At 68.3% G+C, this 26,513-nt stretch carries 24 protein-coding genes, 3 tRNA genes and 1 pseudogene; 19 read left to right on the forward strand and 9 right to left on the reverse strand.

Features of this window, described 5'->3' with window-relative positions:
- Positions 1–4: 4 nt before the first annotated feature.
- Both BRM3_RS06670 and BRM3_RS06675 read right to left on the reverse strand, forming a co-directional pair.
- Positions 5–1,051 carry a permease prefix domain 1-containing protein gene (locus BRM3_RS06670; protein ID WP_263595288.1) on the reverse strand — a complete coding sequence of 349 codons (1,047 nt, stop codon included), beginning with the start codon at positions 1,049–1,051 and terminating at the stop codon, positions 5–7.
- Positions 1,048–1,383 carry a PadR family transcriptional regulator gene (locus BRM3_RS06675; RefSeq protein WP_263595289.1) on the reverse strand — a complete coding sequence of 112 codons (336 nt, stop codon included), beginning with the start codon at positions 1,381–1,383 and terminating at the stop codon, positions 1,048–1,050. Before BRM3_RS06675 ends, BRM3_RS06670 begins: the two co-directional genes overlap by 4 nt.
- 271 nt (positions 1,384–1,654) lie before the next feature.
- Between BRM3_RS06675 and BRM3_RS06680 the strand changes: the two genes are divergently transcribed.
- The 8 genes from BRM3_RS06680 (at position 1,655) to BRM3_RS06715 (ending at position 10,381) form a co-directional block, all read left to right on the forward strand.
- A complete protein-coding gene (locus BRM3_RS06680; protein WP_263595290.1) occupies positions 1,655–3,559 on the forward strand; it encodes a ribonucleoside triphosphate reductase in 1,905 nt (634 codons plus the stop codon).
- Entirely contained in the window at positions 3,556–4,338 is a 783-nt protein-coding gene (locus tag BRM3_RS06685) for an anaerobic ribonucleoside-triphosphate reductase activating protein (RefSeq protein ID WP_263595291.1), read from the forward strand. Before BRM3_RS06680 ends, BRM3_RS06685 begins: the two co-directional genes overlap by 4 nt.
- A gap of 120 nt (positions 4,339–4,458) precedes the next feature.
- On the forward strand, positions 4,459–5,868 hold the full coding sequence (locus BRM3_RS06690; protein WP_263595292.1) for a GntP family permease: 1,410 nt from the start codon (positions 4,459–4,461) through the stop codon (positions 5,866–5,868).
- A 247-nt stretch (positions 5,869–6,115) separates the two neighbouring features.
- On the forward strand, positions 6,116–7,087 hold the full coding sequence (nrdF, locus tag BRM3_RS06695) for a class 1b ribonucleoside-diphosphate reductase subunit beta (RefSeq protein WP_263595293.1): 972 nt from the start codon (positions 6,116–6,118) through the stop codon (positions 7,085–7,087).
- 91 nt (positions 7,088–7,178) lie between these two features.
- On the forward strand, positions 7,179–8,153 hold the full coding sequence (locus tag BRM3_RS06700; protein WP_263595294.1) for an aldo/keto reductase: 975 nt from the start codon (positions 7,179–7,181) through the stop codon (positions 8,151–8,153).
- Positions 8,154–8,241: 88 nt separating this feature from the next.
- Complete coding sequence (locus BRM3_RS06705; protein ID WP_263595295.1) at positions 8,242–8,409, forward strand: hypothetical protein; 168 nt, start codon at positions 8,242–8,244, stop codon at positions 8,407–8,409.
- A gap of 209 nt (positions 8,410–8,618) precedes the next feature.
- Positions 8,619–8,909, forward strand: coding sequence for a GlsB/YeaQ/YmgE family stress response membrane protein (locus tag BRM3_RS06710; protein ID WP_263595296.1), 291 nt, complete (start codon positions 8,619–8,621; stop codon positions 8,907–8,909).
- A 167-nt stretch (positions 8,910–9,076) separates the two neighbouring features.
- Positions 9,077–10,381 (forward strand): serine/threonine-protein kinase, encoded by a 1,305-nt coding sequence (locus tag BRM3_RS06715; RefSeq protein ID WP_263595297.1) that lies wholly within the window; start codon positions 9,077–9,079, stop codon positions 10,379–10,381.
- A 13-nt stretch (positions 10,382–10,394) separates the two neighbouring features.
- On the opposite strand, the gene BRM3_RS06720 is transcribed toward BRM3_RS06715, so the two are convergent.
- A complete protein-coding gene (locus BRM3_RS06720; protein WP_263595298.1) occupies positions 10,395–11,042 on the reverse strand; it encodes an IMPACT family protein in 648 nt (215 codons plus the stop codon).
- Here BRM3_RS06720 and BRM3_RS06725 point away from each other — a divergent pair.
- The 4 genes and pseudogenes from BRM3_RS06725 (at position 11,041) to BRM3_RS15185 (ending at position 14,898) form a co-directional block, all read left to right on the forward strand.
- Positions 11,041–11,676, forward strand: a complete 636-nt coding sequence (locus BRM3_RS06725) for a hypothetical protein (RefSeq protein ID WP_263595299.1) — start codon at positions 11,041–11,043, stop codon at positions 11,674–11,676. The genes BRM3_RS06720 and BRM3_RS06725 overlap by 2 nt on opposite strands.
- A gap of 78 nt (positions 11,677–11,754) precedes the next feature.
- Positions 11,755–11,827: transfer RNA gene (locus BRM3_RS06730), tRNA-Lys, on the forward strand.
- A 243-nt stretch (positions 11,828–12,070) separates the two neighbouring features.
- Positions 12,071–13,135 carry a DUF6308 family protein gene (locus BRM3_RS06735; RefSeq protein WP_263595414.1) on the forward strand — a complete coding sequence of 355 codons (1,065 nt, stop codon included), beginning with the start codon at positions 12,071–12,073 and terminating at the stop codon, positions 13,133–13,135.
- A 433-nt stretch (positions 13,136–13,568) separates the two neighbouring features.
- Positions 13,569–14,898 (forward strand): annotated as a pseudogene (locus BRM3_RS15185) (ISL3 family transposase).
- A gap of 496 nt (positions 14,899–15,394) precedes the next feature.
- Here the strand turns inward: BRM3_RS15185 and BRM3_RS06745 are convergent.
- A complete protein-coding gene (locus BRM3_RS06745) occupies positions 15,395–15,769 on the reverse strand; it encodes an arsenate reductase ArsC (RefSeq protein ID WP_263595300.1) in 375 nt (124 codons plus the stop codon).
- A gap of 90 nt (positions 15,770–15,859) precedes the next feature.
- Positions 15,860–16,225 (reverse strand): ArsR/SmtB family transcription factor, encoded by a 366-nt coding sequence (locus BRM3_RS06750; RefSeq protein WP_137770053.1) that lies wholly within the window; start codon positions 16,223–16,225, stop codon positions 15,860–15,862.
- A gap of 81 nt (positions 16,226–16,306) precedes the next feature.
- Here BRM3_RS06750 and arsB point away from each other — a divergent pair, with 81 nt between their 5' ends.
- From arsB to BRM3_RS06765, 3 genes are read left to right on the forward strand one after another with little or no spacing between them, the layout of a single operon-like run.
- Positions 16,307–17,398, forward strand: a complete 1,092-nt coding sequence (gene arsB, locus BRM3_RS06755) for an ACR3 family arsenite efflux transporter (protein WP_318152457.1) — start codon at positions 16,307–16,309, stop codon at positions 17,396–17,398.
- A gap of 23 nt (positions 17,399–17,421) precedes the next feature.
- Positions 17,422–17,850 (forward strand): arsenate-mycothiol transferase ArsC, encoded by a 429-nt coding sequence (locus BRM3_RS06760; RefSeq protein ID WP_263595416.1) that lies wholly within the window; start codon positions 17,422–17,424, stop codon positions 17,848–17,850.
- A gap of 26 nt (positions 17,851–17,876) precedes the next feature.
- Positions 17,877–19,196 (forward strand): NAD(P)-binding domain-containing protein, encoded by a 1,320-nt coding sequence (locus BRM3_RS06765; RefSeq protein ID WP_263595301.1) that lies wholly within the window; start codon positions 17,877–17,879, stop codon positions 19,194–19,196.
- Positions 19,197–19,532: 336 nt separating this feature from the next.
- Here BRM3_RS06765 and BRM3_RS06770 read toward each other — a convergent pair.
- Positions 19,533–19,593, reverse strand: a tRNA-OTHER gene (locus tag BRM3_RS06770).
- Here BRM3_RS06770 and BRM3_RS06775 point away from each other — a divergent pair.
- Together BRM3_RS06775 and BRM3_RS06780 are read left to right on the forward strand one after the other, a co-directional pair.
- Positions 19,534–19,594, forward strand: a tRNA-OTHER gene (locus BRM3_RS06775). The genes BRM3_RS06770 and BRM3_RS06775 overlap by 60 nt on opposite strands.
- Before the next feature lie 240 nt (positions 19,595–19,834).
- Positions 19,835–20,149 carry a hypothetical protein gene (locus BRM3_RS06780; RefSeq protein WP_122943351.1) on the forward strand — a complete coding sequence of 105 codons (315 nt, stop codon included), beginning with the start codon at positions 19,835–19,837 and terminating at the stop codon, positions 20,147–20,149.
- Between the two features lie 152 nt (positions 20,150–20,301).
- On the opposite strand, the gene BRM3_RS06785 is transcribed toward BRM3_RS06780, so the two are convergent.
- The 3 genes from BRM3_RS06785 to BRM3_RS06795 all read right to left on the reverse strand — a co-directional run bounded on the left by BRM3_RS06785 (position 20,302) and on the right by BRM3_RS06795 (position 24,476).
- The gene (locus BRM3_RS06785; protein ID WP_122943349.1) at positions 20,302–22,203 is read right to left on the reverse strand and encodes a heavy metal translocating P-type ATPase; all 1,902 of its coding nucleotides are present in this window, start codon (positions 22,201–22,203) and stop codon (positions 20,302–20,304) included.
- 501 nt (positions 22,204–22,704) lie between these two features.
- Complete coding sequence (locus tag BRM3_RS06790) at positions 22,705–24,207, reverse strand: multicopper oxidase family protein (protein WP_263595302.1); 1,503 nt, start codon at positions 24,205–24,207, stop codon at positions 22,705–22,707.
- A 32-nt stretch (positions 24,208–24,239) separates the two neighbouring features.
- Positions 24,240–24,476: an SHOCT domain-containing protein gene (locus BRM3_RS06795; RefSeq protein WP_152352135.1), complete on the reverse strand. Its 237-nt coding sequence runs from the start codon at positions 24,474–24,476 to the stop codon at positions 24,240–24,242.
- A gap of 161 nt (positions 24,477–24,637) precedes the next feature.
- Here BRM3_RS06795 and BRM3_RS06800 point away from each other — a divergent pair, with 161 nt between their 5' ends.
- Complete coding sequence (locus BRM3_RS06800) at positions 24,638–25,351, forward strand: response regulator transcription factor (RefSeq protein WP_228359030.1); 714 nt, start codon at positions 24,638–24,640, stop codon at positions 25,349–25,351.
- Between the two features lie 67 nt (positions 25,352–25,418).
- Positions 25,419–26,495, forward strand: a complete 1,077-nt coding sequence (locus tag BRM3_RS06805) for a sensor histidine kinase (RefSeq protein WP_122942837.1) — start codon at positions 25,419–25,421, stop codon at positions 26,493–26,495.
- Positions 26,496–26,513: the final 18 nt, after the last annotated feature.

Consider the following 26,513-nt stretch of genomic DNA (forward strand, 5'->3'; position numbering starts at 1 on the left):
GCGGTCAGCGGCGCGCGGAGTCGGGGTTCTCGCGCGCCTTGACGAGCACGCTCGCGCCCGCCCAGAACGCCCCGTAGAGCACGCCCGCGATCGGCCAGATGATCCAGCTGACGTCCCACGCGTCGCCGATGAAGCTCCAGGCGAGGAAGATCGCGACCATGAGCGGCCAGTAGATCGCGAGGATCACCCCGAGGACGGGGTAGGAGCGCGTGATGGTCTCGTAGTCGTCGCCGTGATCGGCCGTGAGCAGGGATTCGGCGACGTGGTCGGCCCAGCCGGCGCGCAGCATCAGATGCACGCCGATCGAGACCATGATGAGCGTCAGGCACACCCCGAAGACGGCGTTGGGGCTGTCGTCGCTGCTGAGCACGCCGAGCACGATGGTCGGCACGGCGCACAGGATGAACAGGCCGATCGCGACGCCGCGCTGCACCGACGTGCGTGCGCTCTCGCGACGCTGGAGCTCTGTGACCCAGCGCTCGGCCTGGGCCGTCACGGTCACGCCTCCGTCGGTGAGGTCGTGGCCGTGCTCGAGGGCGTGCACGCGCGCCTCGCGCCGGGTGACGAGCACGACGCCGAGCGCGACGAGCACGAGCAGCGCCGTGAGCCCGACGGCCACCGCGACGTTCTGCGCGGTCGCTCCGCCGCGGGAGGTGATCCCCAGCAGGAGCAGGAGCGGCACGGGGCAGACGATGAACGTCGAGACCGCGAGCGCGTGGAGCGGCTGGGCCCGCCGGATCACCGCGGCGTACGCCTCGACGTCCTCGAGCCCGAGGCGCGGGCGCGGGTCGGGCTCGAGGGGCTCGGCGGAGGCGGCGCGGGCCTGGGCGGTCACCTCGCGCTCGATCCCCAGCACGGGCGCGACCTCGTCGAGGCTCCCGAACTCCGCGATCACGCGGCCGAGCGCCTGGGCCTCGGTGAGCCCTTCGGCCTGCAGGTCCGCGAGCTTGTCCTCCATCATCGCGTGCAGCTCCTCGCGGGCCGACCGCAGGCGCGGGGAGTCGGGGTAGGGGGCGAACAGGGTGTCGAGATAGGAGTCGATGACGGTCATGACGGCTCGCGTCCTTTCGCGAAGTGGTCGACGAGGTCCCGCGTGGCCCGCCACTCCTCGCGGAGCGCGGCCAGCTGCTCCGCCCCGGACGGCGTGACGCGGTAGTAGGTGCGCGGCCGGCCCGTGTCCGAGGTGGCGTCGTACGAGCTCAGCAGCCCCTGGGACTCGAGGCGCTTGAGCGCGGTGTAGAGGGTGGTCTGCTTGATGGGGTACTGCCCGGCCGAGCTGTCGGTGATCGTGCGCGAGAGCTCGTAGGCGTAGGAGTCGCGGGTCACGAGGATCGCCAGGACGATTAGGTCGATGTGCCCGCGGATGGCGTCGGCACCGATCATGTGCACCCCTCCCGGCCGTCGTGCTTTCGTTCACCGTAGTACGGCAGACGTAGTATGGCAAGCGTCTGTCGAGAGGGTGTCCGGATTCGGGCGGATCGTCCCGCGTGCGAGCATCGCGCCCGGGACATTGGTCCCGATCTCCGGCGCCGGCGACCACAACATGTGGGGGTATCGGCGTGTTGCGAGTGGCAGATGATGTGTTGTCGACCGTCGAGCCTAGGGTCGAAGACGGCCGCCCACGACGGGCGGGCCACGGACGTCAAGGAGAACCATGCCCAGCTCAGCGTCGACCCCGATCGTGCCGATCCCGGCCGCATCGGACCGCGATCCCGTCGCTCCCCACCCCACCCTCGTGGACCCCGTCGCCTCCGTGACGGAGTACCTCGCACGCGCCGACTGGCGCGTCAACGCGAACGCGAACCAGGGGTACTCGGTGGGCGGCCTCGTGCTCAACAGCGCCGGCAAGATGATCGCGAACTACTGGCTCGACGAGGTGTTCGACCCCGAGGCCGGGCGCGCCCATCGCGAGGGCGACCTGCACATCCACGACCTCGACATGCTCACCGGGTACTGCGCCGGCTGGTCCCTGCGCCGCCTGCTCGAGGAGGGCTTCGACGGCGTGCCCGGGGCGATCGCCGCCGGTCCCGCCCGGCACTTCTCCTCGGCCTGCGGGCAGATCGTCAACTTCCTGGGCACGCTCCAGAACGAGTGGGCGGGCGCCCAGGCCTTCAGCTCGTTCGACACCTACATGGCACCGTTCGTGCGCCGGGACCGCCTCGGCTACGAGCAGGTGCGCCAGCAGATGCAGGAGCTGATCTACAACCTCAACGTGCCGAGCCGATGGGGCAGCCAGTGCCCGTTCACCAACCTCACCTTCGACTGGACCTGCCCGGCCGACCTCGCCGAGCAGGTGCCGCTCGTCGGCGGCGAGCTGTGCGACGTCACGTACGGCGAGCTGCAGGAGGAGATGGACCTCATCAACCGGGCGTACATCGACGTCATGACCGAGGGGGACGCCGACGGGCGCGTGTTCACGTTCCCGATCCCCACCTACAACATCACGCACGACTTCGACTGGTGGTCCCCGAACGCCGAGCGCCTGTTCGCGATGACCGCCAAGTACGGCCTGCCCTACTTCCAGAACTTCCTGAACTCCGACCTCGACCCCGGCATGATCCGCTCGATGTGCTGCCGCCTGCAGCTCGACCTGCGCGAGCTGCTCAAGCGCGGCAACGGCCTGTTCGGCTCGGCCGAGCTCACCGGCTCCGTCGGCGTGGTCACGGTCAACATGGCGCGGCTCGGCCATCGCTTCGCCGGCGACGAGGACGCCCTGCTGGCCGAGCTGGACCGGCTGCTCGAGCTCGGCCGCGACACCCTCGAGCGACGCCGCACGCGCGTGCAGGAGCTCATCGACGGGGGCCTGTACCCCTACACGCGGCGCTACCTGGGCACCCTCGAGAACCACTTCTCGACCCTCGGCGTCAACGGCATGAACGAGATGGTCCGCAACCTCAGCGGCGACCGCCACAGCCTGCTGGACACGTGGGGCCAGGAGCTGTGCGCCCGGATCCTCGACCACGTGCGCGAGCGCATGGTCGAGTTTCAGGAGCAGACCGGCCACCTGTTCAACCTCGAGGCGACGCCCGCGGAGGGCGCCACCTACCGCTTCGCCAAGGAGGACCGGGCACGCTTCCCCGGCATCCTCCAGGCCGGCACCCCCTCGCATCCGTACTACACGAACTCCTCCCAGATCCCGGTCGGCGCGACCGAGGACCCCTTCGAGGCGCTCGAGCTGCAGGACCGGCTGCAGACGAAGTACACGGGCGGCACCGTGCTCCACCTGTACATGAACGAGCAGATGAGCTCGGCCGCGGCGGCGCGGGAGCTCGTGCGGCGCTCCCTCACGCGCTTCCGCCTGCCCTACCTGACGGTCACGCCCACGTTCTCGATCTGCCCCGCCCACGGCTACCTGGCGGGGGAGCACCCGGCGTGCCCGACGTGCGGCGAGGACTGCGAGGTGTGGACGCGGGTGATGGGCTACCACCGCCCCGTCTCGTCCTTCAACATCGGCAAGCAGGGCGAGTACGCCGAGCGGCGCTTCTTCACCGAGGGGGCGGCGGCGCTCGGCACGCCGCTCGCCTCGGCCCCGGCTCCCGTCAAGGGGGCGACGGTGTGACCACGAGCGCCGTGAGGTCCCCGGCCCCCGCGGTGCGGGCCGGGGACCTCGCGATCGCGGGTCTCGTGTCGCTGTCGACCGTGGACTGGCCCGGCCGCCTCGTCGCGACCGTGTTCTGCCAGGGATGCCCGTGGCGGTGCGCCTACTGCCACAACCAGGCGATCCTCGACCCACAGGCCCCGGGCGTCGTGCCCTGGGCGCAGGTCGCCGATCTGCTGGCACGGCGGCGCGGCCTGCTCGACGGGATCGTGTTCAGCGGGGGAGAGGCCACGTCGCAGCACGCCCTCGTGCCCGCGGCACGATCGGTGCGGGAGGCGGGCTTCGCCGTGGGTCTGCACACGGGCGGGGCGTTCCCCGCGCGGCTGCGTGCCCTGCTGGGCGTCGACCCCGCCGGACGCCGGGTCGACGAGGCCCTCGTCGACTGGGTGGGCTTCGACGTCAAGGCGTCCCCGCGGAGCTACGACGCGACCGTGGGGCGGCGCCACGCCTGGGCGAGCGCCGGCCGGTCCCTGCTCCTGGTGCTCGCCTCGGGCGTGGACCACGAGCTGCGCATGACCGTCACGCCGGACCTCGCCGATCAGGTGCCCGACGTGGTCCGCACCGTCGCCGACGCCGGCGGCCGCGCCCTCGTGCTCCAGCGTGCGCGCGCGGACGGGGCGCCGGCGCCTTTCGCCGCCCGGATCGCGGCACAGGCGGACTGGGAGGGCGCCTTCGCCCGGGCCGTCGACGTCGCACGCGAGACGGCGAGCAGGCGCGGCGTCGAGCTCGCGGTGCGGTGAGAGGCCGAGCCCGTCCGGGGGGCGTGCCGCTTCTCCCACGGACGGCTCCGACCTGGCACGATGTAGGTTTCCCGGGGCTCCGCATCGTCGAGGGGTCCCCTTTCCCGAAGGAACTCCCCTATGGAAGATCTCGTCCTGAACTGGGACCTGGGCACCGGTGGGCTGCTCATCCTCGCGGTCGCCGCCGTGGCCGTCCTCCTGATCCTCATCATGGCCTTCAAGGTCCACGCGTTCCTCGCGCTGACCGTCACGAGCATCGGCACCGCCCTCGTGGCGGGCATCCCGACCAGCCGCATCGTCGAGGCCCTCGGCTTCGGCTTCAACCCGACGCTCGGCAGCGTCATGCTGCTCGTCGCGCTCGGCGCGATGCTGGGGCGCATGATCGAGGCCTCGGGCGGCGCACACATCCTCGCCGACCGCATGATCGAGATCTTCGGGGAGCAGCGGGCCTGGCTGGCCCTCTCGGTCGCGAGCCTGCTCATGGGCTTCCCGATCTTCTTCGACGCGGGCCTGGTCGTCATGATGCCGATCATCTACGCCGTCGCGCGTCGCGTGGGCGGCTCGTTCCTGTCGATCGCCCTGCCGAGCGCGCTCGCCTTCAGCGTCATGCACATCTTCTCGCCGCCCCACCCGGGCCCGGTCGCGGCCGCGGCGACGATCGGTGCCGACGTCGGCGAGGTGCTCATCGTCGGCCTGGTGTTCGCGCTCATCGTCTTCGCGTGCGTCGCGCCGATCGCCGCGAAGGTCATGGGCCCGCGTCTCGACCTGCCCGTGCCCGAGATCCTCGGCGACGAGCGCGAGAAGACCGGCTTCGAGTCGCGCCCCAAGGTCTCCACGATCATCCTGCTCCTGCTGCTGCCGCTCGTGCTGATCCTGCTCAACACGGGGCTCAACGCGGTCTCGACCACGCGCCCGGACGCCGAGGCCTTCCTCGGCTCGCCGTCGGTCGCGACCCTGCGCATGCTCGGGGAGACCCCGATCGCCCTGCTGATCACGGTGTTCGTGTCGATGTTCGTGCTCGGCTGGGGTGCGGGCAAGCCCGGCACCCTGATCGAGAAGATCGAGGACTCGGCGCTCGGCCCGATCTGCTCGGTCGTGCTCGTCACCGGCGCCGGCGGCATGTTCGGCGGTGTCCTGCGGGCCACCGGCATCGGCGACGCGGTCGCGAGCTCGCTCAACAGCATCGGCCTGCCCGTGATCGTCGCGGCCTTCCTCATCGCCCAGATCGTGCGCCTGGCCCAGGGCTCGGCCACGGTCGCGCTGACCACCGCCGCCTCCCTCATGGCGGCGGTCATCGCCGCGGGCGACTTCACGTCGTTCCAGGTGGTCGCGATCGCGATGGCCATGTCTGCGGGCTCAGTCGGCTTCTCCCATGTCAACGACTCCGGGTTCTGGCTCGTCAGCCGGTTCTTCGGGATGACGATGAAGCAGACGCTCGCCACCTGGACCGTGATCCAGGGCCTCATGGCGATCATCGGCTTCGCCCTCTCGCTCATCCTGTACGGGATCGCGAGCGCGGCCGGCTTCTGACCGGCGGCGAGTCTCCGGGGCTGCCCCGGATCTCCGTTATCGGCCCTCGCGCCCCGGTCCCGCCTCGTGCGGGACCGGGGCGTCCCGCTGTGACGGGCGCCCCGTCGCGCACCCCGAACCGGCCCGAGCCGAGCGCCTAGACTGATGGCTCGCGTGCGCGACCCGGACGGCCCCTGCGAGGGCCCGCGGCTTCCCCCGGCCCGGCCCGCACGAGCACCCGAACACCCCAGTGAAACGTGAGGCAGCGGTGAACACCGACCACCTGAAGCACTCGGTCCAGGCCATCAACTGGAACCGCGTCATCGATCCCAAGGACGACGAGGTCTGGGACCGGCTGACCGGGAACTTCTGGCTCCCCGAGAAGGTGCCGGTGTCCAACGACATCCCCTCGTGGGGGCGCCTGACCGAGTTCGAGCAGACGCTGACCATGCGCGTGTTCACGGGCCTGACCCTCCTGGACACCGTGCAGGGCACGGTCGGCGCGGTCTCCCTGATCCCCGACGCGATCACCCCGCACGAGGAGGCCGTCTACACGAACATCGCGTTCATGGAGTCGGTGCACGCGAAGTCGTACTCCTCGATCTTCTCGACCCTTTGCTCGACCAAGCAGATCGACGAGGCCTTCCGCTGGTCCGAGCACAACGAGGCCCTGCAGAAGAAGGCCCGCATCGTCATGGACTACTACCAGGGCGACGACCCGGAGAAGCGCAAGGTGGCGTCCACCCTGCTCGAGTCCTTCCTGTTCTACTCGGGCTTCTACCTGCCCATGTACTGGTCCAGCCACGGCGAGCTGACCAACACCGCCGACGTGATCCGCCTGATCATCCGCGACGAGGCGGTGCACGGCTACTACATCGGCTACAAGTACCAAAAGGCCGTGGAGAAGGCGACGCCCGAGCGCCGCCAGGAGCTCAAGGACTACACGTTCGAGCTGCTCTACGAGCTCTACGACAACGAGGAGGAGTACACGGAGGACCTCTACGACCCGGTCGGCTGGACCGAGGACGTCAAGATGTTCCTGCGGTACAACGCCAACAAGGCGCTCATGAACCTCGGCTACGAGGGCATGTTCCCGGCCGACCAGACCGAGGTGAACCCCGCCATCCTCGCGTCGCTGTCCCCGAACGCCGACGAGAACCACGACTTCTTCTCGGGCTCCGGCTCGAGCTACGTGATGGGCAAGGCCGTCGAGACCGAGGACGACGACTGGGATTTCTGACGTCTGCGATCTGCGCGCTGCCCGACGGGGACGTCGGGCAGCCGTGGACGCTCCGTGACCGCAGTATGAGCACCATGGAAGGAACCACCTCGTGACGACGCAGACCGACCCCGCCGGCGACCGACTCCGGATCGGCGGCTCCGCCCTGTACGCCAGCCCCATCGTCCTGGGCGGGAACGTGTTCGGCTGGACCGCTGACCGGGACACGTCCTTCGAGGTCCTCGACGCCTTCGTCGCGGGCGGCGGGCAGCACCTCGACACGGCCGACGGCTACTCCCACTGGATCCCCGGTCACAGCGGCGGGGAGTCCGAGACGATCATCGGGGAGTGGCTCGCGTCCCGCCGGGGCGTCCGCGACCGGGTGGTCCTCGCGACGAAGGTCTCGACGCACCCGCAGTACCCCGGCCTGTCGGCAGACACCGTCCGCGCCGCGGCCGACGCCTCCCGGGGGCGTCTCCAGAGCGACGTCATCGATCTGTACTACGCCCACTTCGACGACCCGGACACCCCGCTCGAGGAGACCGTGGAGGTCTTCTCCGACCTCGTCGACGCGGGCACGATCCGTGCGATCGGGCTCTCGAACTACACCGCGGACCGGGTCGAGGAGTGGTTCCGGATCGCCCGCGCCGGCGGCTGGCACCTGCCCGTCGCCCTGCAGCCGCACTACAACCTCATGGAGCGCGACGTCGAGACCAACGGGCTGCTCGACGTCGCGGTGCGGGAGGGTCTGTCGGTCTTCCCGTACTACTCCCTAGCCAGCGGGTTCCTCGCCGGCAAGTACCGCACTTCCGCTGACGCCTCCGCGGAGGGCGCGAGCCCTCGGGCGGCAGGGGTCGGCGGATACGTCGAGCGCGGACAGGGCGTGCTGGCCGCCCTGGATCGAGTCGCCGCCGCCCACGACGTACCGGTCGCGACGGTGGCGCTCGCATGGCTGCGCCAGCAGCCTGCCGTCACCGCGCCGATCGCGAGCGCCCGCACCCCCGAGCAGCTTCCCGCGCTGCTGGCCTCGATGACCGTCGAGCTCGGCGACGACGAGCTGACCGATCTCGGCGCCGCCGCGGAGTAGCCTGAGCGCCGGCGGGCAGAGTCGGTCTGACCCGCCTGCGACGGCCCGTCGGGCTCGTCCCTCACCCATGGTCGGAGGCCTGATCGTCATGTTCTCGAAGAAGGGTGACGCCGCGGTGCTCGCCAAGATCGGCGAGGAGATCAACCCGGCCTACGAGGAGGGCGCGCACATGCACCCGGTGGTCTGGAACATCACCTCCCTCGGCCCGCAGACCGAGGCCACCATCGCCGACCTCGTGAGGGCCGCCGTCTCCTGACGTCGGCGGCCGTGGTGCGCCAGGGCGCGGGACCCGTCCGACGAGCCCGGGCCGAACCGTCTGGTCGGTCCCCGGATAACGCTCTGACCAGCAAAGACACTGCGGTCGGAGCCTCCCGGAAGGCGCCCGTGAGACGTGCCGTGGTACACCTGGATGGCGATGGATCGTTCTCGATCCCCTTCCCCCACCACATTCAGGAGTGATCACACATGGGCTTCATCGGAGCTCTCATCTCGTGGCTCATCATCGGCGCCATCATCGGCCTCATCGCCCGCGCCATCATGCCCGGCAAGCAGGCCATGGGCATCGGCATGACGATCGTGCTCGGCGTGGTCGGCGCCGTCGTCGGCGGCTTCATCGGCGGTCTCTTCGGATCCAAGGGCGTCAGCGGCGTCTTCTCCGATCCGTGGAGCATCTGGACGATCGTGCTGTCCGTCATCGGCGCTCTGATCGTCATGTTCATCTACGGTCTGGCCACGCGCGGCTCCAACCGCGCCTGAGGCCGCGAGCGGTCCAGCACCGCTCCGAGACCTCGTCCGACGCCGTCCTCCCCTCGGGGAGGGCGGCGTCGTGCTGTCTGCGAGGTGACGACCGGCGACTGTCCGCGCGGGACCGTCGTCGGGAAAAGCATGCCGGCCGGCACGGGGCGGCACCGTATCGTTGCGCCATGCTCGCCTACCTCCATGCTGCCCGCGACGATGTCCGCGCGGCGCTCGAGGGCGCAGAGGGCATGTCCCTCGGGCCGATGTCGGCGACCGGATGGACGGCGGCGTGGGTCCCGGAGGCCGAGGCCGTCCAGCTCTTCGATCGCGCCATCCTGGTCGACATCGACGCAGGGGACGAGCAGGTGAGCCTCGAGGTCCGGCACGAGGGCCGCAGGGAGATATGGGAGTGGGAGGTGGCCGAGGAGGAGCCCTCGGACGCTTCAGCCCCCGAGAGCCAGGCGTGGGCCCGCAGCGCCGCGTCGAGGGTGAGCCAGGTGCTCGGGGCCTCGGAGAGCGAGACGCCTCTGACGGCCGTGATCGCCCGGCAGCCCTCGGCCGATGAGCTCGTCGACGAGCTGTCGGCGATCGGCGGCCTGCCCGTCGCCACGACGACGCCCGTGCGCGCGCTCGTGGTCGCGCGCGTCGCGCCGAAGGGACTGCGGCTCGCGGGTGCTCTTGCCGCGGCCGGCCTGGGACCGGTGGCGCTCGCGGATCTCGGTGCCGGGTGGGCCGCCCTGCAGCTCGAGGACGCCCCGGAGCACAGCGACCTGCTCGCCGGCTTCGTCGGCGAGAGGCTGCTGGGGCGCGGTGCCCGTGGGTGGGGGAAGCGGGTGCTCGTGCTGTGGCGCGACGCCATAGGAGCGGCGGGGTTCCGCGTCTACCGTGGCTCGTCCATGGTCGACGACGGCGAGTGGGGCACGGGGTGGGAGCATCCCGACGCCGACCACTGGTCGGTCCGTGATGCCGCCGCCGACCGGCTGCGCGTCCTCGCCCCACGGGGCGCGGCGGATGTCGCGAGGCTGCGGTCCCTGCTCCGCTCGACCACGTGGGAGGGTGATCCCCTCGCAGAGCTCCTGGCGGCGCTCGGCATGCCCGAGAGCACGCTCGCGATGCTGGACGGCGAAGTGGGCGCACCGCCGGCGCAGCGACTTGAGCCTGCTGGGCGTCGCGAGATCCTGCGCGGCGTGCTGACGGGCGCGGGCTGGCCGCCCCTCGCGCCACGGTGGGCGCTGCTGGTGTACATGTGCGTCGCCGTGTTCGCGGCGATCGTGCTCGCTGTGCTCGCCGCCCTGTCGATCGCCGTCATCATCACCGACGGCGGGATCCTCGACGAGCCGTCCTCCGACTCCGAGCCGTGGATCGTCCTGGGGGTTTGCCTGGTCGGCATCGGGTTGAACGGCCTCGCCGCCATGGGCGCCGCGCGGCAGGCGCGCCACGCCGCGGCCGAGGACCTCCCGGCGGACAGCGACCACGACGGGCCACGCTGAGATCGTCCGCCGCTCAGAGCGGAAGGTCGAGAACGCGCTCGCCCCGGAGGGCGGGGGAGAGACGGCCGCCGGACCACGCGGCCACGTCGGCCCGCAGGGCGTCGACCAGGTCGGGGCCGACGAGCACGGTCAGGCGGACTCCGGTCGAGCCGTACTCCGCCGGCTCGACCTGTCCGCCGTGGGCCGCGACGAACAGCCGCACCGCGTTCTCGGCCGCACCGGCCTGGGCATGCGGGACCTCGAGCGTGACGACCGCGACCGCGGTGCGGCGGAGCAGGGTGGCCGAGGCGAGGGCTGTGCTCACCGCGCCCCCGTAGGCGCGGGCCAGGCCGCCGGTGCCGAGCTTGATGCCGCCGAAGTGGCGCGTGACCACGGCGATCACGTTCGTGACATGAGCGCCCTGGAGGACCTGCAGGATCGGCATGCCGGCCGTCCCGGAGGGCTCGCCGTCGTCGTTGCTGCGCGTGACGGGGGAGGGCTCGGCGTCGATGATCATCGCGCTGCAGTGGTGGCGGGCACCCGGTGAGGCGATGCGCGCCGCGTGGATCACGGCGTCGGCGTCCTCGACCGTCGCCGCAGGGGCGAGGCGGGCCAGGAAACGCGACTTCTTCTCGACGAGCTCGGCCTCGGCGGGGGCGGCGAGGGTGAGGACGTCGGGCATGGGCGCAGTCTACGAAGCGTTAAGGTGTGTCGTGCGTCTCACGGACGCCCGCCGTCGAATCCCAGGGGGAGACATCATGACCACACCGAACGCCGTCGCACGCCCCGGGGCCGGAATGCGCAAGTGGGGCAAGATCCTGGCCATCGTCGGCGCGATCATGCTGGTGGTCTGCGTGGTCGTCGGCGTGATCCTCGCCGTCACGGGCATCGGCCGGGCGGCCGGCACCGCGGACAAGGGCACCACCTTCACGGGCAGCACGTCCGTCACGCTCGAGGCCGGCCAGAAGGTGCAGCTGTACGCCCCCGATGATGCGGCGACTCCGATGTGCGAGGTGACGCCGGCCGACAAGGTGGGCGATGCGCCCGTGCAGAGCAGCGAGGTCACGAGCGGTGGCGTGACCTGGGAATCCTTCGACGGATTCAGCGCCACCGAGGCCAGCTCCTACCAGATCACCTGTGACGGCACGACCCAGGTGCTCGCCGCGCCGCCCGTCAGCATCGGCGGCATCTTCGCGGGCGTAGGAGGGATTCTGCTGGGCGTGCTCGGCGGAGGCCTGGGGCTGGTCATGCTGATCGTCGGGCTCGTGCTGTTCTTCATCGGCCGCGGCAAGGCGAAGCAGGCGGGGGTGGCCTGAGCGGCACCCGCATCGCCTGCTGCGGCGGCGTGCCGAGGCGCGCCCGGCCGGTAGACTGGGCCGGCCCGCGAGGGCACGGGGCCTCTAGCTCAGTCGGTAGAGCATCGGACTTTTAATCCGCGGGTCGTGGGTTCGATCCCCACGGGGCCCACCCTGGTCAGGCCGGAGAAGCTTCCTCTAGGGGAAGGTCTCGAAAACGGCGTTGACAGCAGCTTTGACAGCAACGCGGCTGTGCGGGTGGGGCTGACAGCAACGTGCGGTGTGCTCCTCGACGGATCGGGCAGTTCCTGCGGTGCGGAGACCAAGCTACTGAGATGCTTCAGAGGTGAACTCTCTAGCTCAGCGCCGGCACGTCGCTGCCGGTCTGCTCGATGACTACACCTCAGCCCGTGGCATGTATGCGTTTCGGACGTACGACGCTCGGCCAGCGAACGACAGAGGTCGGCTGCGTCCTGAGGACATCCTTGCTGCGAACCTGCTGAGTCTGCGTCTGAGTGCAAGCGACGTGATCCCACTCTTCGCCAAGGGTGAGGGCGCTCCCCAGGAGTTGCTCGAGTCGATGAACGCGGCGCTCAGCAGTCTTCGCGAGGCGCGGGCCTTCGAGGAGTATGAGAGCACTAACAAGCTCGATCTGGCGCTGACGTCTCTGAAGAGGGCGAACGAGGCGGCACGGAAGGTCGACGGGTGGACCAGCGTCACGGTGTCCAAGGTCCTCCATCGGCATGTTCCCCGCGTGGTGCCCATCATCGATTCCCGTGTACGGCGCTTCTACGGGGTCAACAAGCAGCAGGATGGCAAGCTCTACCATCAGCTCTGGGAGGACGTCCGCGTCAACGCGGGATGGCTCTCCGAACTCGCTGGTAAGTACAGAACTTCTGACGGGCGCAAACTATCAATTCTGCGCGTGGCAGATATCCTCATCTGGATGCGAAGCGTCGACCCTGACGCTCCTACTGTCGACGAGCTCACGCCGGAGACCTGGGATAGTGCAGGGCTGAAGGCGAGTGGCTGGGAGGGGTCCCTTCCCCTAGCGACGCTCGATGCATCCGCTGTCCCGCGTATGCCGGGAGTTTATGTAGTCCTGAGGGAGAGCGGTGTGGCGCCTGAATTGCTGGCGGAGAGGCCGCATGCGACTGCTCGGCAGGCGAGTAGTTACTCGGAGTCTGACCTGCGCTTACGATGGGTCTCGGGTGCCCAAGTGTTGTATATCGGGAAAGCGGGGACCAGTCTTCGAAATCGCTTGCGCCAGTACCGCAAGTTCGGGGAAGGAACCGGAATCAACCATGCGGGCGGAAGGTCGATCTGGCAGCTTTCAGATGCCGACAACTTGACCGTCGCGTGGCACACGCTCCCCGCGAACTATGACGGACTCAATGCTAGCGCCGCCGAGTTAGGATTGATCCGTGCCTTCCGGGAAGCTCACAGCGAGCTAAGGCCTTTCGCAAATTTGGTCCTGTAGCATCTCGCCGGCGTCGAGAGGCTCATGCGGACGTTCGGATCAATGTGCGCTGGTATTTATCGTGATAGGCCGGTCTGACAAGCGGTCAAGAGTGGCGGCTTTTTGGTAGCTCCTGTAGGCAATCGACGTGCCCGCCAGGTCGCCCTACTGTGTGGTCATAGAATGGCCGATAGCAGCAGTCCGATACTTGATCACTTCAACAAAGTGCCAGCGGTGCCTCATCTCCATTCGGCCCGAGTCACGGCGGCTTCCCCGTAAGGCGGGATGTCGTAACGAGCGATGGGCTCACGCGTTCTGGAGGTCCTCTGCCAGGTTTACCGGCTCTTAAGAGTTGAGTGTGGGCGCGCCGGTTGGGTCGGGTAGCTGGGGGTAAGCGTCGAGGTCCCCGATGATGAGCGGACTTCTACCCCCGCTGATCTCAAGGGCCTCGACGATGCCCAACCATAGTTGTGTATGCCCTGACGCGCTCGATCGCTGCGACCGATGCGATGTTCTCCTCGACTTCCCAAGCCGCCACCTGGTCGCGGTGACGCAGGCTCCAACGGGCCTGGTGCTCGAGGTGGAGTCCTGTGATCCGGTCACGGGCTGCCCTGGCTGCGGAGTCATTGCGACTGGTCACGGCCGTGTGATGGTCGAGATGATCGATGCGCCCTGGGCCGGCAGGCCGGTGCGGATCCGGTGGCGCAAGCGCCGCTGGATCTGCCTCGAGGACGTCTGCGCGGTGGTCTCGTTCATCGAGCAGGACTCCCAGGTCTGCGCTCCGCGGGGGCTGCTGAGCACGCGCGCGATCCGGTGGGCGATCGGCCAGCTCCGGGCCGAGGGAGCGACGATCCAGGGTCTGGCCCGGCAGCTCGGCACCACCTGGAACACGCTCTGGTCCCAGGTCCAGCCCGTCCTGGCCCAGGCCGCAGGCGATCCGTCCAGGTTCGAGGGCGTGCAGGTCCTGGGCGTCGACGAGCACATCTGGCACCACCGTGACCCGCGCAGGCGCGGCCCGAAGGAGCTCGCCGGCATGGTCGACCTGGCCCGTGGTCCCTACCCCACCGCGAGGCTGTTGGATCTCGTCCCCGGCCGATCCGGCAGCGCCTACCGAGACTGGCTGGACGAGCGGGGCGAGGAGTTCCGCAAGCGGGTCGAGATCGCAACGCTGGACCCGTTCCAGGGCTACAAGAACGCGATCGATGACCAGCTCGAGGACGCGACCTGCGTGCTGGACGCCTTCCACATCGTCAAGCTCGCCGGCGCTGCGGTCGATGACGTTCGCCACCGAGGCCGCAAGGGCGACCCTCGGCCACCGAGGCCGTAAGGGCGACCCTTTCTACGGGATCCGCCACCTCCTCCGCGCGGGGTGCGAACGCCTCACGTCTTGCCAACAGAACCGGCTGGCCAGCGCGTTCGCGCCCTACCCCGATCATGTCGCGGTCGAGGTCGCCTACCAGTGCGCCCAAGACGTCCGCGAAGTGTTCCACCAGCCCACCCTTCCCCGGGGCCGACGCCTCGCCGAGCAGCTGATCGAGAAGCTGCCGTCCTGCCTGATCCCGGAGATCGCCAGGCTCGGGAAGACTCTGCGCCGCTGGCGGACAGCGTTCCTGGCCTACTTCGACACCGACGGCGCGAGCAACGGCGGAACCGCCGAGGCCATCAACGGAATCATCGAGCTCGGGCGCCGCATCGCCCGCGGGTTCCGGAACTTCGAGCACTACCGCCTCCGCATGCTCCTGATCACCGGCGGCCTCGACGCCTCACCCCACACTCAACTCTGAAGAGCCCCATGTCGGTGTCTTTATGTATCCATGTTTCCGGCGACGCGTGTCAGAGGTCTGAGCGTGTGGAAGCTGCGTGCGGCGGAGTGCACCTAGCGTTGCCAGCTCCTTCATGGCGTCACGTTAGAGTCTCGCGCCTGAGGTTTAGGGCGATTGATGTAACGGTTGGGTTGCGCCGACCCTGACAGCAACGCTGACAGCAACGCGATGGCGTCCAGTGGTCTCTGCGTAGTGGCGCGGGTGTGCTGACCTGCTTGAACCTGCTGGACAACCTGTGCGTTGGCGGACTTTTAATCCGCGGATTAAAAGTCCGCCAGAGCATCGGCCGCAGAGCGTGTACAAGCAGGTCAGAGGGCTGGTACTGCTACCCGAAGCGCGACGGACACCATCGCGTTGCTGTCAGCGTTGCTGTCAAGAGGTGTTCGAGACGAGTCGGCATCTGTTCCTTGGGGATGGTGTCTCCAGAAGCCCTAGTCACACGTGCTCTCGGCTTTCCTCAACCTTGGACTGGAATGTCGAGTGGCTCGCGGGACAGCAAGCTGCCGATGAGCTCCTCGATGCGGGTGCGGATCTCATCGCGCACCGGGCGGACTTCCGCGACGCCCTTGCCAGCTGGGTCCTCGAGCTTCCAGTCCTCGTACCGCTTGCCGGGGTAGTAAGGGCAGGCGTCGCCGCATCCCATGGTGATGACCACGTCGGAGGCCTGGACGGATTCGGGAGTGAGGATCATCGGGGTCTGGTGGGAGATGTCGATGCCGACCTCCGCCATGGCCTCCACCGCTGCGGGGTTGATCGAGTCGGCGGGCGCTGACCCGGCGGAGTGGACCTCGATGCGGTCTCCGGCGAGCTCCCGCAGCCACCCGGCTGCCATCTGGGATCGACCGGCGTTGCGGACACAGACGAACAAGACGCTGGGGCGAACGGTCAGGGGAGTCTCCAGACAGGGGCGAGAGGGAGGGGTTCAGGCGATGTCGAGGAACGCACGGAGCTCGGCGAAGGCTGACGGGACGACGGAGTAGTGGGCCCAGCGGCCCTTCTGCTCGCGCGTGAGCAGGCCGGCGTCGACGAGCTTCTTCATGTGGTGGCTCACGGTGGGCTGACTGATGCCGAGCGGCTCGGTGAGATCGCATGCGCAGACCGACTCGCAGCCCTGGGCGGCGACGTGGGACAGGAGCCGGAGGCGCGTGGGGTCGGACAGCGCCTTCAGTAGAGAGGCGATCCGCTCGGCGTCGACAGTGTCGACAGGGCCTGCGGACAGCGTGCAGCACTCGCCAGAGCCGGTCCTCGCCGCGAATCCGGTGGCTGTGGCGTCGGTCGTCGTGGTCATGCCCTCACCTTACATTGACAGTTATCGATGTGGACCATAGCGTACTCACCGATAACCGTCGACGGAAGGTGCCGAGGCCTGATGAGTACGACCGCCAAGGATGTGGAGCAGCCGCGCGTGATGAAGGAGATGTCCTTTCTCGACCGCTGGCTCCCGGTATGGATTCTGGCCGCCATGGCCGTGGGGCTCCTGCTGGGGCGGTTCGTTCCCGGCCTGAACACCGCGCTGGAGGCGGTGAAGATCGGGTCCGTGTCCCTGCCCATCGCGTTCGGGCTGCTGGTGATGATGTACCCGGTCTTGGCGAAGGTCCGCTACGACGAGACCCGGCGAATCGGAGCTGACCGACGCCTGTTGGTGACTTCGTTGGTGCTGAACTGGATCGTCGGGCCGGCCCTCATGTTCGGCCTCGCGTGGATCTTCCTTGCCGACCTGCCGGAGTACCGGACCGGCCTGATCATCGTCGGTCTCGCGCGCTGCATCGCGATGGTGCTCATCTGGAACGACCTCGCCTGCGGTGACCGCGAAGCTGCCGCCGTGCTGGTCGCGATCAACTCCGTCTTCCAGGTGATCGCCTTCGGTGCCCTGGGCTGGTTCTACCTCCAGGCGCTGCCGTCGTGGCTGGGACTGCCGACCACGTCGGCCGAGTTCTCGATCGGCGCGATCGTCCTCAGCGTGCTGATCTTCCTCGGGATCCCTCTGGTCGCCGGGTTCCTGACCCGCATCCTCGGGGAGCGGGCGAAGGGCAGGACCTGGTACGAGGAGCGGTTCCTCCCGAAGATCGGCCCGTGGGCGCTGTACGGGCTACTGTTCACCATCGTGCTGCTGTTCGCCCTCCAGGGCGACGCGATCCTCTCCGCCCCGGGCGACGTGGCCCGCATCGCCCTGCCGCTGCTGGTCTACTTCGTGGTCATGTTCCTGGGGTCCTTCCTGCTCGGACGGGCGATCGGCCTGAATTACGCGAAGTCCACGACCGTCGCGTTCACCGCCTCGGGCAACAACTTCGAGCTCGCCATCGCCGTCGCCATCGGCACCTTCGGCGTCACTTCCGGCCAGGCCCTCGCCGGTGTCGTCGGCCCCCTGATCGAGGTCCCGGTCCTCGTTGCCCTCGTCTACGTCGCTCTCGCGATGGGCCGCCGGCTCTTCCCCGGCGACGTGACCGTTCCCACCCGATGAACCAGCAGAGAGTTCGAGTCACCATGGCCGCGAAACGCCCCGCAGTCCTGTTCGTGTGCGTGAAGAACGGCGGCAAGTCCCAGATGGCGGCCGCCCTTATGTGCCATCACGCCGGAGATGCCGTCGAGGTGCACTCCGCCGGCACCCGCCCCGGCGCCACCATCAATGCCCAGTCCGCTGAGGCGATCGCCGAGGTCGGCGCGGACATGTCCTCTGCCGTCCCGCAGCCGGTGACCCCCGAGCTGCTGCGCAGCGTCGATCACGTGATCGTCATCGGCGGCGAAGCCGTCATTGAACCCGTCGAGGGAATGACCGCGCCGGTCACCACCTGGCACACCGATGAGCCCTCCCAGCGGGGCATCGAGGGGATGGAGCGCATGCGCCTGGTGCGAGACGATATCGACACCCGCGTCCGCGCACTCATGAACGACCTCACCCCTACCGCGAACTGAGCGCACCCGCAGCAGGTAGACCCATCATGCTGACCACCGCAACGAGCTCGCATCCCGTCGTCGTCATCGGGGCTGGCCCCATCGGCCTGGCCGCTGCCGCCCACCTCTCCGATCGCGGCCTGCCGTTCCTCGTCCTCGAGGCGGGACCAGCAGCAGGAGCAGCGATCGCCGGGTGGGGGCACACCCGGCTCTTCTCCCCGTGGCAGTACAACCTCGATGCCGCCGCGCGGCGTCTCCTCGAGGCCGCCTGCTGGACCGCTCCCGACGCTGACGCCCTGCCGACCGGTCACGAGCTGCGCGAGCAGTACCTCGAGCCCCTCGCCCAGCTTCCGCAGCTCGCCGAGTCGATCCGCTACGACGCACGCGTCACTGCTGCCTTCCGAGCCGGCATGGACAGGACGCGTACCGCACACCGAGAGGAGACCCCCTTCCTCATCCGCATCGAGAACGCTGACGGACACAGCGAAGACGTCCTAGCCTCCGCCGTCATCGATGCCTCCGGCACCTGGTCCACCCCTAACCCGCTGGGCCAGGCCGGTCTCCTCGCCCCCGGTGAACGACAGGCCTTCTCTGCGGGCCACATCACGCCGCCGCTGCCCGATGTGCTGGGCCGTGATCGCGATCGCGTCGCCGGCAAGCGCGTCATGGTCACCGGCGCTGGCCACTCGGCGGCGAATACCCTGCTGGACCTCGCGGAACTGGATTCGACCACCGCGATCACCTGGGCCGTCCGCACCGCGGACCTCACCCGCGTTTACGGCGGCGGGGAGCAGGACGACCTCGCGGCCCGAGGAGCGCTCGGCTCTCGGTTGCGCCAGCTGGTCGACTCCGGCCGAATCGAAGTCCTCACCTCGTTCACCATCACCCGCTTCTCCGGCGAGGACGCACTGACCGTTCATGCTGCGACCCCGGACGGAGAGCGCGAGGTCACGGTGGACGTGCTGGTGCCTGCGACCGGGTTCCGTCCTGATCTGGGGATGCTCTCCGAGCTCAGGCTGAACCTGGACCCGGCGGTCGAGGCCCCCGCACAGCTGGGACCGCTCATCGACCCCGAGTTCCACTCCTGCGGCTCTGTCGGGCCTCACGGGGAAAGAGTCCTCGCCCACCCCGAGAAGAACTTCAACATCGTCGGCATGAAGAGCTACGGACGCACCCCCACCTTCCTCATGGTCACCGGCTATGAGCAGGTCCGCTCCATCGCAGCGTCTCTCGCCGGCGACCGCGACGCAGCAGACGCGGTCCACCTCGAACTGCCCGAGACCGGCGTGTGCACCACCGACCTCGGCGGCAGTTGCGATGCGCCCACGAAGGCCACCGACGTCTGCGGAGCGTCCGCACCCAGCTAGGAATCGTGCTGCACCGGACCACAACCCAGCGCGATTGCTTGCGGTCTGCAAAAACCCAACAGGTAACCAGATTCCGAGCGCGGGCTCAAACTTCGCCGTAGAGCAACTGACCGATGCCCCACAGAGAAAATTCGATCCCGAAGATTGCCGTGGGGTGGAATCAGCCCCGACCCCGGACTGCCGTTCCCGCGAGACTCTCATCGCGGATATCTCTCTCGTCCCGCGAACGCGGCCGGCAGGCGTGCTCCCCCGTCAAGCGAGCTGGAATCGCTACCACGTTGCTGTCAAACCACTCCGCAGGACACGATGGTGTCGCCGAAAATGAGCTCTGACCAGTGGGCCCGGAGGGGATCGAACCCTCGACCCGCGGGTCGAGGGTTCGATCCCCTCCGGGCCCACCCTGGTCAGGACTATGTTCGTGGTTGCGGGCCTCGCCCCAAAATGGGCAATGACAGCAACGCTGACAGCAACGCGGCTGTGTGTGCTGTGCGGGACGAGGGGTGACAGCAACCGATCCTTCGCCACTCCGCGAGCGCCGTCGGGACAGATTCAGAATGCCTCGGCCACAGTGCTCCACGTCCTGGTGGAGGGCGGGCGAGCATTCCGAACATCAGCTCCTAAGTCACGGAGGTATGTGCATGAGTGCCGCCGAACGGCCCAGAGTTGTCTGCCTCTGCGGTTCGCTGCGCTTCCAGAGCCTGTTCGAGTCGGAGCGGCGTCGTCTTACTGCGCTCGGGATGATCGTGCTCGCCCCCGAGGCGATCGATGAAGACCTGACACCAGCCCGACGTGAGGCTCTGGGGGAGCTGCATCTACGCCGTATCGACGTGTCGGACGAGGTGCGAGTGGTGAGCGAAAGCGGATACCTCGGATCGGCAACGCGGCGTGAAATTGCGTACGCGAGAAAGAGGTGCAAGAGCATCAGCTCAATGGATCCGATCCTCGACCTCTAAAGCCATCGGGGCATCCCCCTTTCGTCATCGCGCGAGTTGCGGGATTAATGGCCGGTTCCGATTCTCGGTGTCGTCTCGACGCTCATGGTGGGCCTTGATCGTGGAGTACTGCGTTGACGACGATCATGAGAGGTTCCGTTCTGTGAGCGGGATCAGCGTCGGTCGCGCAGGGCCGCGACAGTTGCTTCCGGGTGCAGGTCGAGGCGTCGCAGGAGCTGGGCGTTCATCGCGACGACGACGGTGGACAGGGACATGAGGATCGCGCCGACGGACATGGGCAGCACGAATCCGATAGGGGCGAGAATTCCGGCGGCGAGCGGCACGGAGATAAGGTTGTAGCCGGCTGCCCACCAGAGGTTCTGCTTCATCTTCCGGTAGGCGGCGCGGGAGAGCTCGATCACTGAGAGCACCGAGCGAGGATCGGAGCTGGCAAGCACCACACCGGCCGAGGCGATCGCGACGTCGGTGCCGGCCCCGATGGCGATGCCGACATCGGCCTGGGCGAGGGCGGGGGCGTCGTTGACGCCGTCGCCGATCATCGCGACCTTCTTGCCCTCCTTCTGGAGCTGGGCGACCTTCGAGGACTTGTCCTCGGGACGTACCCCGGCGAAGATACGGTCGATGCCGAGCTCACGGCCGACGCTGTTCGCGACCGCCTCGGCGTCGCCGGTGATCATGACGACCTCGACCCCCAGGCTGTGCAGGGCATCGATGGCTTCGCGAGATTCGGGGCGCACTTCGTCGTGGAGCTTGAGACCGCCGATCACCTCGCCGTCCCGGAGGACGTGGAGGATGATCGCGCCCTCCTGGCGCCAGGCCTCAGCGTCTTCGATCTCGCGTGCTCCGGTTTCCTCGAGCAGGCGGGGGCCGCCTACGCGGATCTCGTCTCCATCTACTTGGGCGCTCACTCCCAAGGCAGGGGTAGAGCTGATGTCGGAGCCCGTCGGGATCCGGACTCCCTCGGCCTGCGCCTTGGCGATGATGGCGCGGGCGAGCGGATGCTCGCTCTCGGCTTCGGCGGCAGCTGCCAGGGCCAGCACGTCGGTCTCCTCCGCGCCGCGGGTGATGATCTCAGCGAGGACGGGCTCGCCCTTGGTGAGAGTGCCGGTCTTGTCGAACAGGACGGCGTCGACGGTGCGCATCGCCTCCAGCGCCAGGCGGTCCTTCACTAGGACGCCGCCGCGGGCAGCCCGCTCTGTCGCGATCGAGACCACCAGCGGGATCGCGAGCCCCAGGGCGTGGGGGCAGGCGATGACCAGGACGGTCACCGTGCGGACCACTGCCTCATCGGGCATTCCGAGCAGTGACCAGGCGATTGCCGTGATCACGGCAGCGCCGAGAGCGAACCAGAACAGCCAGGCCGATGCCTTGTCTGCGATGCGCTGTGCCCTGGAGGTGGAGTTCTGCGCCTCGGTCACCAGGCGCTGGATGCCGGCGAGGGCGGTGTCGTCACCGGTGGCGGTGACCTCAATGCGCAGGCTGGAATCCGTGGCGACGGTCCCCGCCACGACGGAGTCTCCGGTGGAGCGCGTCACGGGACGGGACTCGCCGGTGACCATGGACTCGTCCACGTCGGCGCGGCCTTCGCGGATCGTGCCGTCGGCCGGGACGCTCGCCCCCGGGCGCACCAGGACCAGATCCCCGTGTTGCAGCTCAGTCGGTGAGACATTCACGATCTCGTCACCGTCGATGCGTTCTGCCATGTCGGGAAGCAGTGCGGCCAGGGAGTCGAGCGCGGAGGTCGTCTGGGCGAGGGATCGCATCTCGACCCAGTGCCCCAGCAGCATGATGACGATCAGCAGGGCGAGCTCCCACCAGAATTCCAGCTGGTGGTCGAGGAGGCCAAGGGTGGCTCCCCAGGAGGCGATGAACGCAACCGTGATCGCGAGCCCGATCAGGAGCATCATTCCGGGTTGACGGGAGCGGATCTCGGAGACTGCGCCGGTGAGGAACGGGCGGCCGCCCCAGATGTACATGACGGTGCCGAGGAGCGGGGCGATCCACATCGCGCCGGGAAGATCGGGAACGCTGTAGCCGAGCAGCATCGCGAACATCGGCGAGAATGCGACAACTGGGACCGCGATGATCAGGTTGATCCAGAACAACCGCCGGAACTGCCCGACGTGGTCTCCATGACCGGAATGGCCACCATGTCCTGAGTGACCCTCGTGGCCTGAGTGGTCCTCATGGTCGCCGTGAGATCCATCGTCGCTATTCGCGTCGGATGCGTCGCGCTCAGCAATGCCGGTGCCGGGAGATGTGTGGGAGGGATGAGGGTGCTGCATGTCGGGTTCTCCGTGGGCGTGACGGTGTGTGGGGTTGCCAGCGTTCATACGCCTGACCATATACCCCTGGGGGGTATGTGTCGAGGGGTTGGAGTCCGCTGTGAGCATCGGCGTGATCCAGGTGCGGAGGTGTGGCACTCGAGATATCACGTCGGCGCCAGAGTCCAAGCCGCTGACTCCGACCTGCTGGCCCGCTCACCCTTGAGCGAGGCCCAGGAGAGCGACACCAATGTCAGCCTTCTTCGGCGCCGGGGGCCGGAACGCACGGCGTCAGGATGCGTAATCGATCCCTGTCATCATGCCGGCTTCCTGGTGGTAAGCGTTGTGGCAGTGTGCCGCCCATCGACCCGGATTGTCCGCATCGAAGTCGAGGGCGACCGATTCCATGGGTGCCAGCAGCACGGTGTCCTTGCGGAGACCGGAGGGCAGGGCGAAGGTGTGGCCGTGGATGTGCAGGGGATGGGTCATCATCGTCTGGTTGGACGCGATGATCCGCACCCGCTGTCCTTCGCGGATGCCGAGCGGAGTGTTCTGCCCGTAGGGTCTTCCGTTGATTGCCCAGCGGTAGGGCTGCATCGAGCCTTGGAACGCAAGCTCCAGTTCGGTGTCGACGGCGCGGTCCTCGAGCCGCGCGGTCTCGGCCGGTTCCAGGGTGGACCCGATGAGAACCTCCCCGTCGAGCTCTCTGACCTGGACGTTCGGAGCGGGAACGGAACCGGAGCCGGTCCTCAGCACCGCGAGCCCCTGGCCGCCGCTGGTCTTCCCGACAGGACGGGCCACCAGAGGGAACATGCCGTCCTTCACGGTGACCACCACGTCGTACCGTTCACCCATGCCGAGATAGAGCGCCTTGGCGGTGACGGGTTCGACGGCGAATCCGTCCGAGTGGGTGACGGAGAGGTCGTGGTCGCCGAGCGCGAGGGCGAAGATGGTGTCGGCGGAGGCGTTGATCAGGCGGACGCGCAGGCGCTGGCCAGGCTTCGCCTCGAAGATCTCCGGCGCTTCGGGAACCTGGCCGTTGACGAGGAAGTGGGGGTAGGCCACGTCACCCGCGTCGCCCCAGGGCTCGCCCCCCATCGGCATGCCGCCGTGGTCCATGCTGCCGGGTCCGTCGTCGCCCATGGGCATGTCGCCGTGGTCCATGCCGCCGGCATCTGAGGGCCCGGCGCCGGTGAGCGCGGCCAGGACCTCGTCTGGGGTCTGCCCGGTGCCATCGATCCAGTCATCGAGGGTCACGATCCATTCCGCGTCGTAGTCACCGGGTTCATCGGGATCATCGATGATCAGTGGTGCGTAGAGCCCGCGGTCGAGCTGCAAGCCGACATGGGAGTGGAGGAAGTAGGTGCCGGGGTCGGGGGCGACGAACTCGTAGGTGAAAGAGGCTTCCGGCTCGACGGCGTCCTGCGTCATCCCCGGCACCCCGTCGGCTGCGTTGTGCAGTCGGATGCCGTGCCAGTGGATCGTGGAGGTCTCGGGAAGGCGGTTCTCGAGCGTGATGTGCAGCAGGTCGCCGGCCGTGGCTCGGATCAGCGGCCCGGGGAGGCTCTCGCCGTATGCCCAGGTCGAGACCGTTTTCCCTCCGAGGTCCACCGTCGTCGGTGCCGCGGTGAGGGTCTGGGTGACGACGTTCTGACCGGCTTTCGGCGTAAGGGCAGGAAGCGGTGCGAAGGTCCCCGCCTCAGTCGGGGTGGTGCGGTTACCGCATGCCGCGAGTGTCAGCGCTGCCGCGCCGAGGCCTCCGGTGAACACGGTGCGGCGGGAAAAGGTCTTCACAGGTGTAGTCCTTCTGGAGTGAGGGGGTGGTGTCATGGCCGAAATGCGTTCAAGACCAGTCGTTGCCGTTGCTCGAACTCGTCGGCCGTGATCTCTCCTCGAGCCAGGCGCAGGGAGAGTTCCCCGATCGCCTCGTTCTCGTCCCGAGCGCGTCGGGGGCGCCCGGGCAGCACGGTGCGTGCCAGCAGCAGTGCCGAGGCCCAGAGGAGAACGAGGAGACCGGCGACCATCGCCCACATCAGCCACGACATCGCATCGGTCGGCATCATCGAGGGTCTCCCTTGGTCGAGTACGTACGCGGCACGGTCCACATCAGATTCCCCCGGGGCGGGCGAAGTTCTCGTCGAGAGTTCCTCAAGATCTGGTCCAGATAGTCCGTCTGCGCCTCCGTAGACGCGCGGTGTCCAGGAACGGAGACCAGACTGGAGCCATGAGGAGCGAAGCGGATCGAGCAGCGGCGATGGTTCTCGTCGTCGAGGACGAGGTCGCGCTGTCGGACGTGGTCCAGGCGTATCTCGCGAAGGCCGGCTACGCGACTGCGAGCGCGCGGAGCGGTCCGGAGGCGGTGGAGGCAGCCCGCACTCTGTCACCGGACGTGATCGTCCTCGATCTCGGCCTGCCCGGGCTCGACGGTCTGGAGGTGATGCGCAGGATCCGCGCCTTCTCCGACTGCTACGTGCTGATCACGACGGCACGGTCAGAGGAGGTGGACCGCCTGGTGGGGCTGTCGGTGGGGGCGGATGACTACCTCACCAAGCCGTTCAGCGTGCGTGAGCTCGTCGCTCGGGTCCAGGCCGTATTGCGCAGGCCCCGCGCCGATTCCGGGACGGCGTCTTCGGACACAGTGCGCACTTTTGGAGAGCTCGAGATCGACACAGCTGCCCAGGAGGTGCGGCTCGCCAGCCGGCCACTTCCGCTGACCCCCACCGAGAGGGGACTCTTGATGACCCTGGCGCTCAGTCCTGGCCAGGCCTTCAGTCGCAGACAGCTGATGGAGGCCGTCTGGGGCGACAGCTGGATCGGAGACGACCATCTCGTCGATGTGCACATCGCCAACCTCCGACGAAAACTCGACGAGACGGCTGAATCTGCACGGTTCGTCACCACGGTGCGCGGTATCGGATACCGGATGGGGAAGGGATGAGCTCGTGACCGCACCGAATACATCTGTGCGAACGGTTCGCCCTAGCACCAGCTTGGCCTCGCGCCTGATGATCGGCCAGCTCATCGTGCTGCTCGCCGGCGCGCTCACCATCACGGTGCTGACGGTGATCATCGGGCCCGCCGTCTTCCACTACCACCTGCTCCAGACCGATCTCCCGGTGGGCAGCGACGAGCTCGTCCACATCGAACGCGCCTACCGTGACGCGCTCGCACTTGCCCTCGGGGTCGGACTGGTGGTCTCCCTCCTGGCCGCCGGCCTGGTCACCTGGAACCTGGCACGACGACTCCGCCAGACGCTTCACGGCCTCACCTCGGCTGTCGATGAACTGTCCCGCGGCCACTACTCCACGCGCGTGCCCTCCGTCGGAGCCGGGACCGAACTCGACTCCCTGGCCGCCACGCTCAACGACATGGCAGCGCGCCTGGACGCCGTCGAGGAGACCCGACGCCAACTGCTCTCCGACCTCGCCCATGAGCTGCGCACCCCCATCGCCACCCTCTCGGCACATCACGAGGCCATGGCCGATGGCGTCATCGAGCCGGAGGCAGCCATGCCCATCCTCGCCAGCCAGACCATGCGACTTTCGCGGCTGGCTGACGACATCAGTGAAGTGTCACGGGCCGAGGAGGGCCAGCTCCCGGTACAGCTGCACCCCCTCACCGTCGACGACCTGCTGGAGTCGATACTCCCGGCATGGGATGAACGGTTCGAGACAGCGGGCGTGGCACTACGACGAGAAACGGCCCTGCCCCACTCCGTGACGATCCACGCGGACCCGGACCGCCTCGCCCAAGTCCTCGGAAACCTGCTGAGCAACGCTCTACGGCACACTTCCCCCGGAGGCACCGTCACGGTCTCGGCAGCCACCCACGGCAGCACGGTGGAGATCACGGTAGCGGACGACGGCGAAGGCTTCACCAATGAGGACCGGTCACGCCTGTTCGAACGGTTCTTCCGCGCCGACAGCTCACGCACCCGTGACAACTCCGGCTCAGGCATCGGCCTGACGATCAGTCGAGCCCTGGTCGATGCGCACGGCGGGACCGTGGCCGCGGCCAGTGAGGGCCCTGGACGGGGCGCCACCTTCACCATACGGTTGCCGCGAGCGATCACTGATCGCTGAGCCGGCCGCGTACGGCGG

It is taken from the genome of Brachybacterium huguangmaarense, assembly GCF_025725725.1.
In the GTDB taxonomy this organism is placed as follows: Bacteria; Actinomycetota; Actinomycetes; order Actinomycetales; family Dermabacteraceae; genus Brachybacterium; species Brachybacterium huguangmaarense.

Bases quoted from the DNA above. Each gene is read 5' to 3' on its own strand.
- BRM3_RS06670 (WP_263595288.1), bottom strand. From the start codon at position 1,051: ATGACCGTCATCGACTCCTATCTCGACACCCTGTTCGCCCCCTACCCC.
- BRM3_RS06720 (WP_263595298.1), bottom strand. From the start codon at position 11,042: ATGCCCGACGTCCTCACCCTCGCCGCCCCCGCCGAGGCCGAGCTCGTC.
- BRM3_RS06780 (WP_122943351.1), top strand. From the start codon at position 19,835: ATGAGTGCCGCCGAACGGCCCAGAGTTGTCTGCCTCTGCGGTTCGCTG.
- BRM3_RS06705 (WP_263595295.1), top strand. From the start codon at position 8,242: ATGTTCTCGAAGAAGGGTGACGCCGCGGTGCTCGCCAAGATCGGCGAG.
- BRM3_RS06805 (WP_122942837.1), top strand. From the start codon at position 25,419: ATGATCGGCCAGCTCATCGTGCTGCTCGCCGGCGCGCTCACCATCACG.
- BRM3_RS06715 (WP_263595297.1), top strand. From the start codon at position 9,077: ATGCTCGCCTACCTCCATGCTGCCCGCGACGATGTCCGCGCGGCGCTC.
- BRM3_RS06760 (WP_263595416.1), top strand. From the start codon at position 17,422: ATGGCCGCGAAACGCCCCGCAGTCCTGTTCGTGTGCGTGAAGAACGGC.
- BRM3_RS06710 (WP_263595296.1), top strand. From the start codon at position 8,619: ATGGGCTTCATCGGAGCTCTCATCTCGTGGCTCATCATCGGCGCCATC.
- arsB (WP_318152457.1), top strand. From the start codon at position 16,307: ATGAGTACGACCGCCAAGGATGTGGAGCAGCCGCGCGTGATGAAGGAG.
- BRM3_RS06745 (WP_263595300.1), bottom strand. From the start codon at position 15,769: ATGGCAGCCGGGTGGCTGCGGGAGCTCGCCGGAGACCGCATCGAGGTC.
- BRM3_RS06735 (WP_263595414.1), top strand. From the start codon at position 12,071: ATGTATGCGTTTCGGACGTACGACGCTCGGCCAGCGAACGACAGAGGT.
- BRM3_RS06750 (WP_137770053.1), bottom strand. From the start codon at position 16,225: ATGACCACGACGACCGACGCCACAGCCACCGGATTCGCGGCGAGGACC.
- BRM3_RS06765 (WP_263595301.1), top strand. From the start codon at position 17,877: ATGCTGACCACCGCAACGAGCTCGCATCCCGTCGTCGTCATCGGGGCT.
- BRM3_RS06690 (WP_263595292.1), top strand. From the start codon at position 4,459: ATGGAAGATCTCGTCCTGAACTGGGACCTGGGCACCGGTGGGCTGCTC.
- BRM3_RS06785 (WP_122943349.1), bottom strand. From the start codon at position 22,203: ATGTTCGCGATGCTGCTCGGCTACAGCGTTCCCGATCTTCCCGGCGCG.
- BRM3_RS06795 (WP_152352135.1), bottom strand. From the start codon at position 24,476: ATGATGCCGACCGATGCGATGTCGTGGCTGATGTGGGCGATGGTCGCC.
- BRM3_RS06725 (WP_263595299.1), top strand. From the start codon at position 11,041: ATGGGCGCAGTCTACGAAGCGTTAAGGTGTGTCGTGCGTCTCACGGAC.
- BRM3_RS06680 (WP_263595290.1), top strand. From the start codon at position 1,655: ATGCCCAGCTCAGCGTCGACCCCGATCGTGCCGATCCCGGCCGCATCG.
- BRM3_RS06800 (WP_228359030.1), top strand. From the start codon at position 24,638: ATGAGGAGCGAAGCGGATCGAGCAGCGGCGATGGTTCTCGTCGTCGAG.
- BRM3_RS06675 (WP_263595289.1), bottom strand. From the start codon at position 1,383: ATGATCGGTGCCGACGCCATCCGCGGGCACATCGACCTAATCGTCCTG.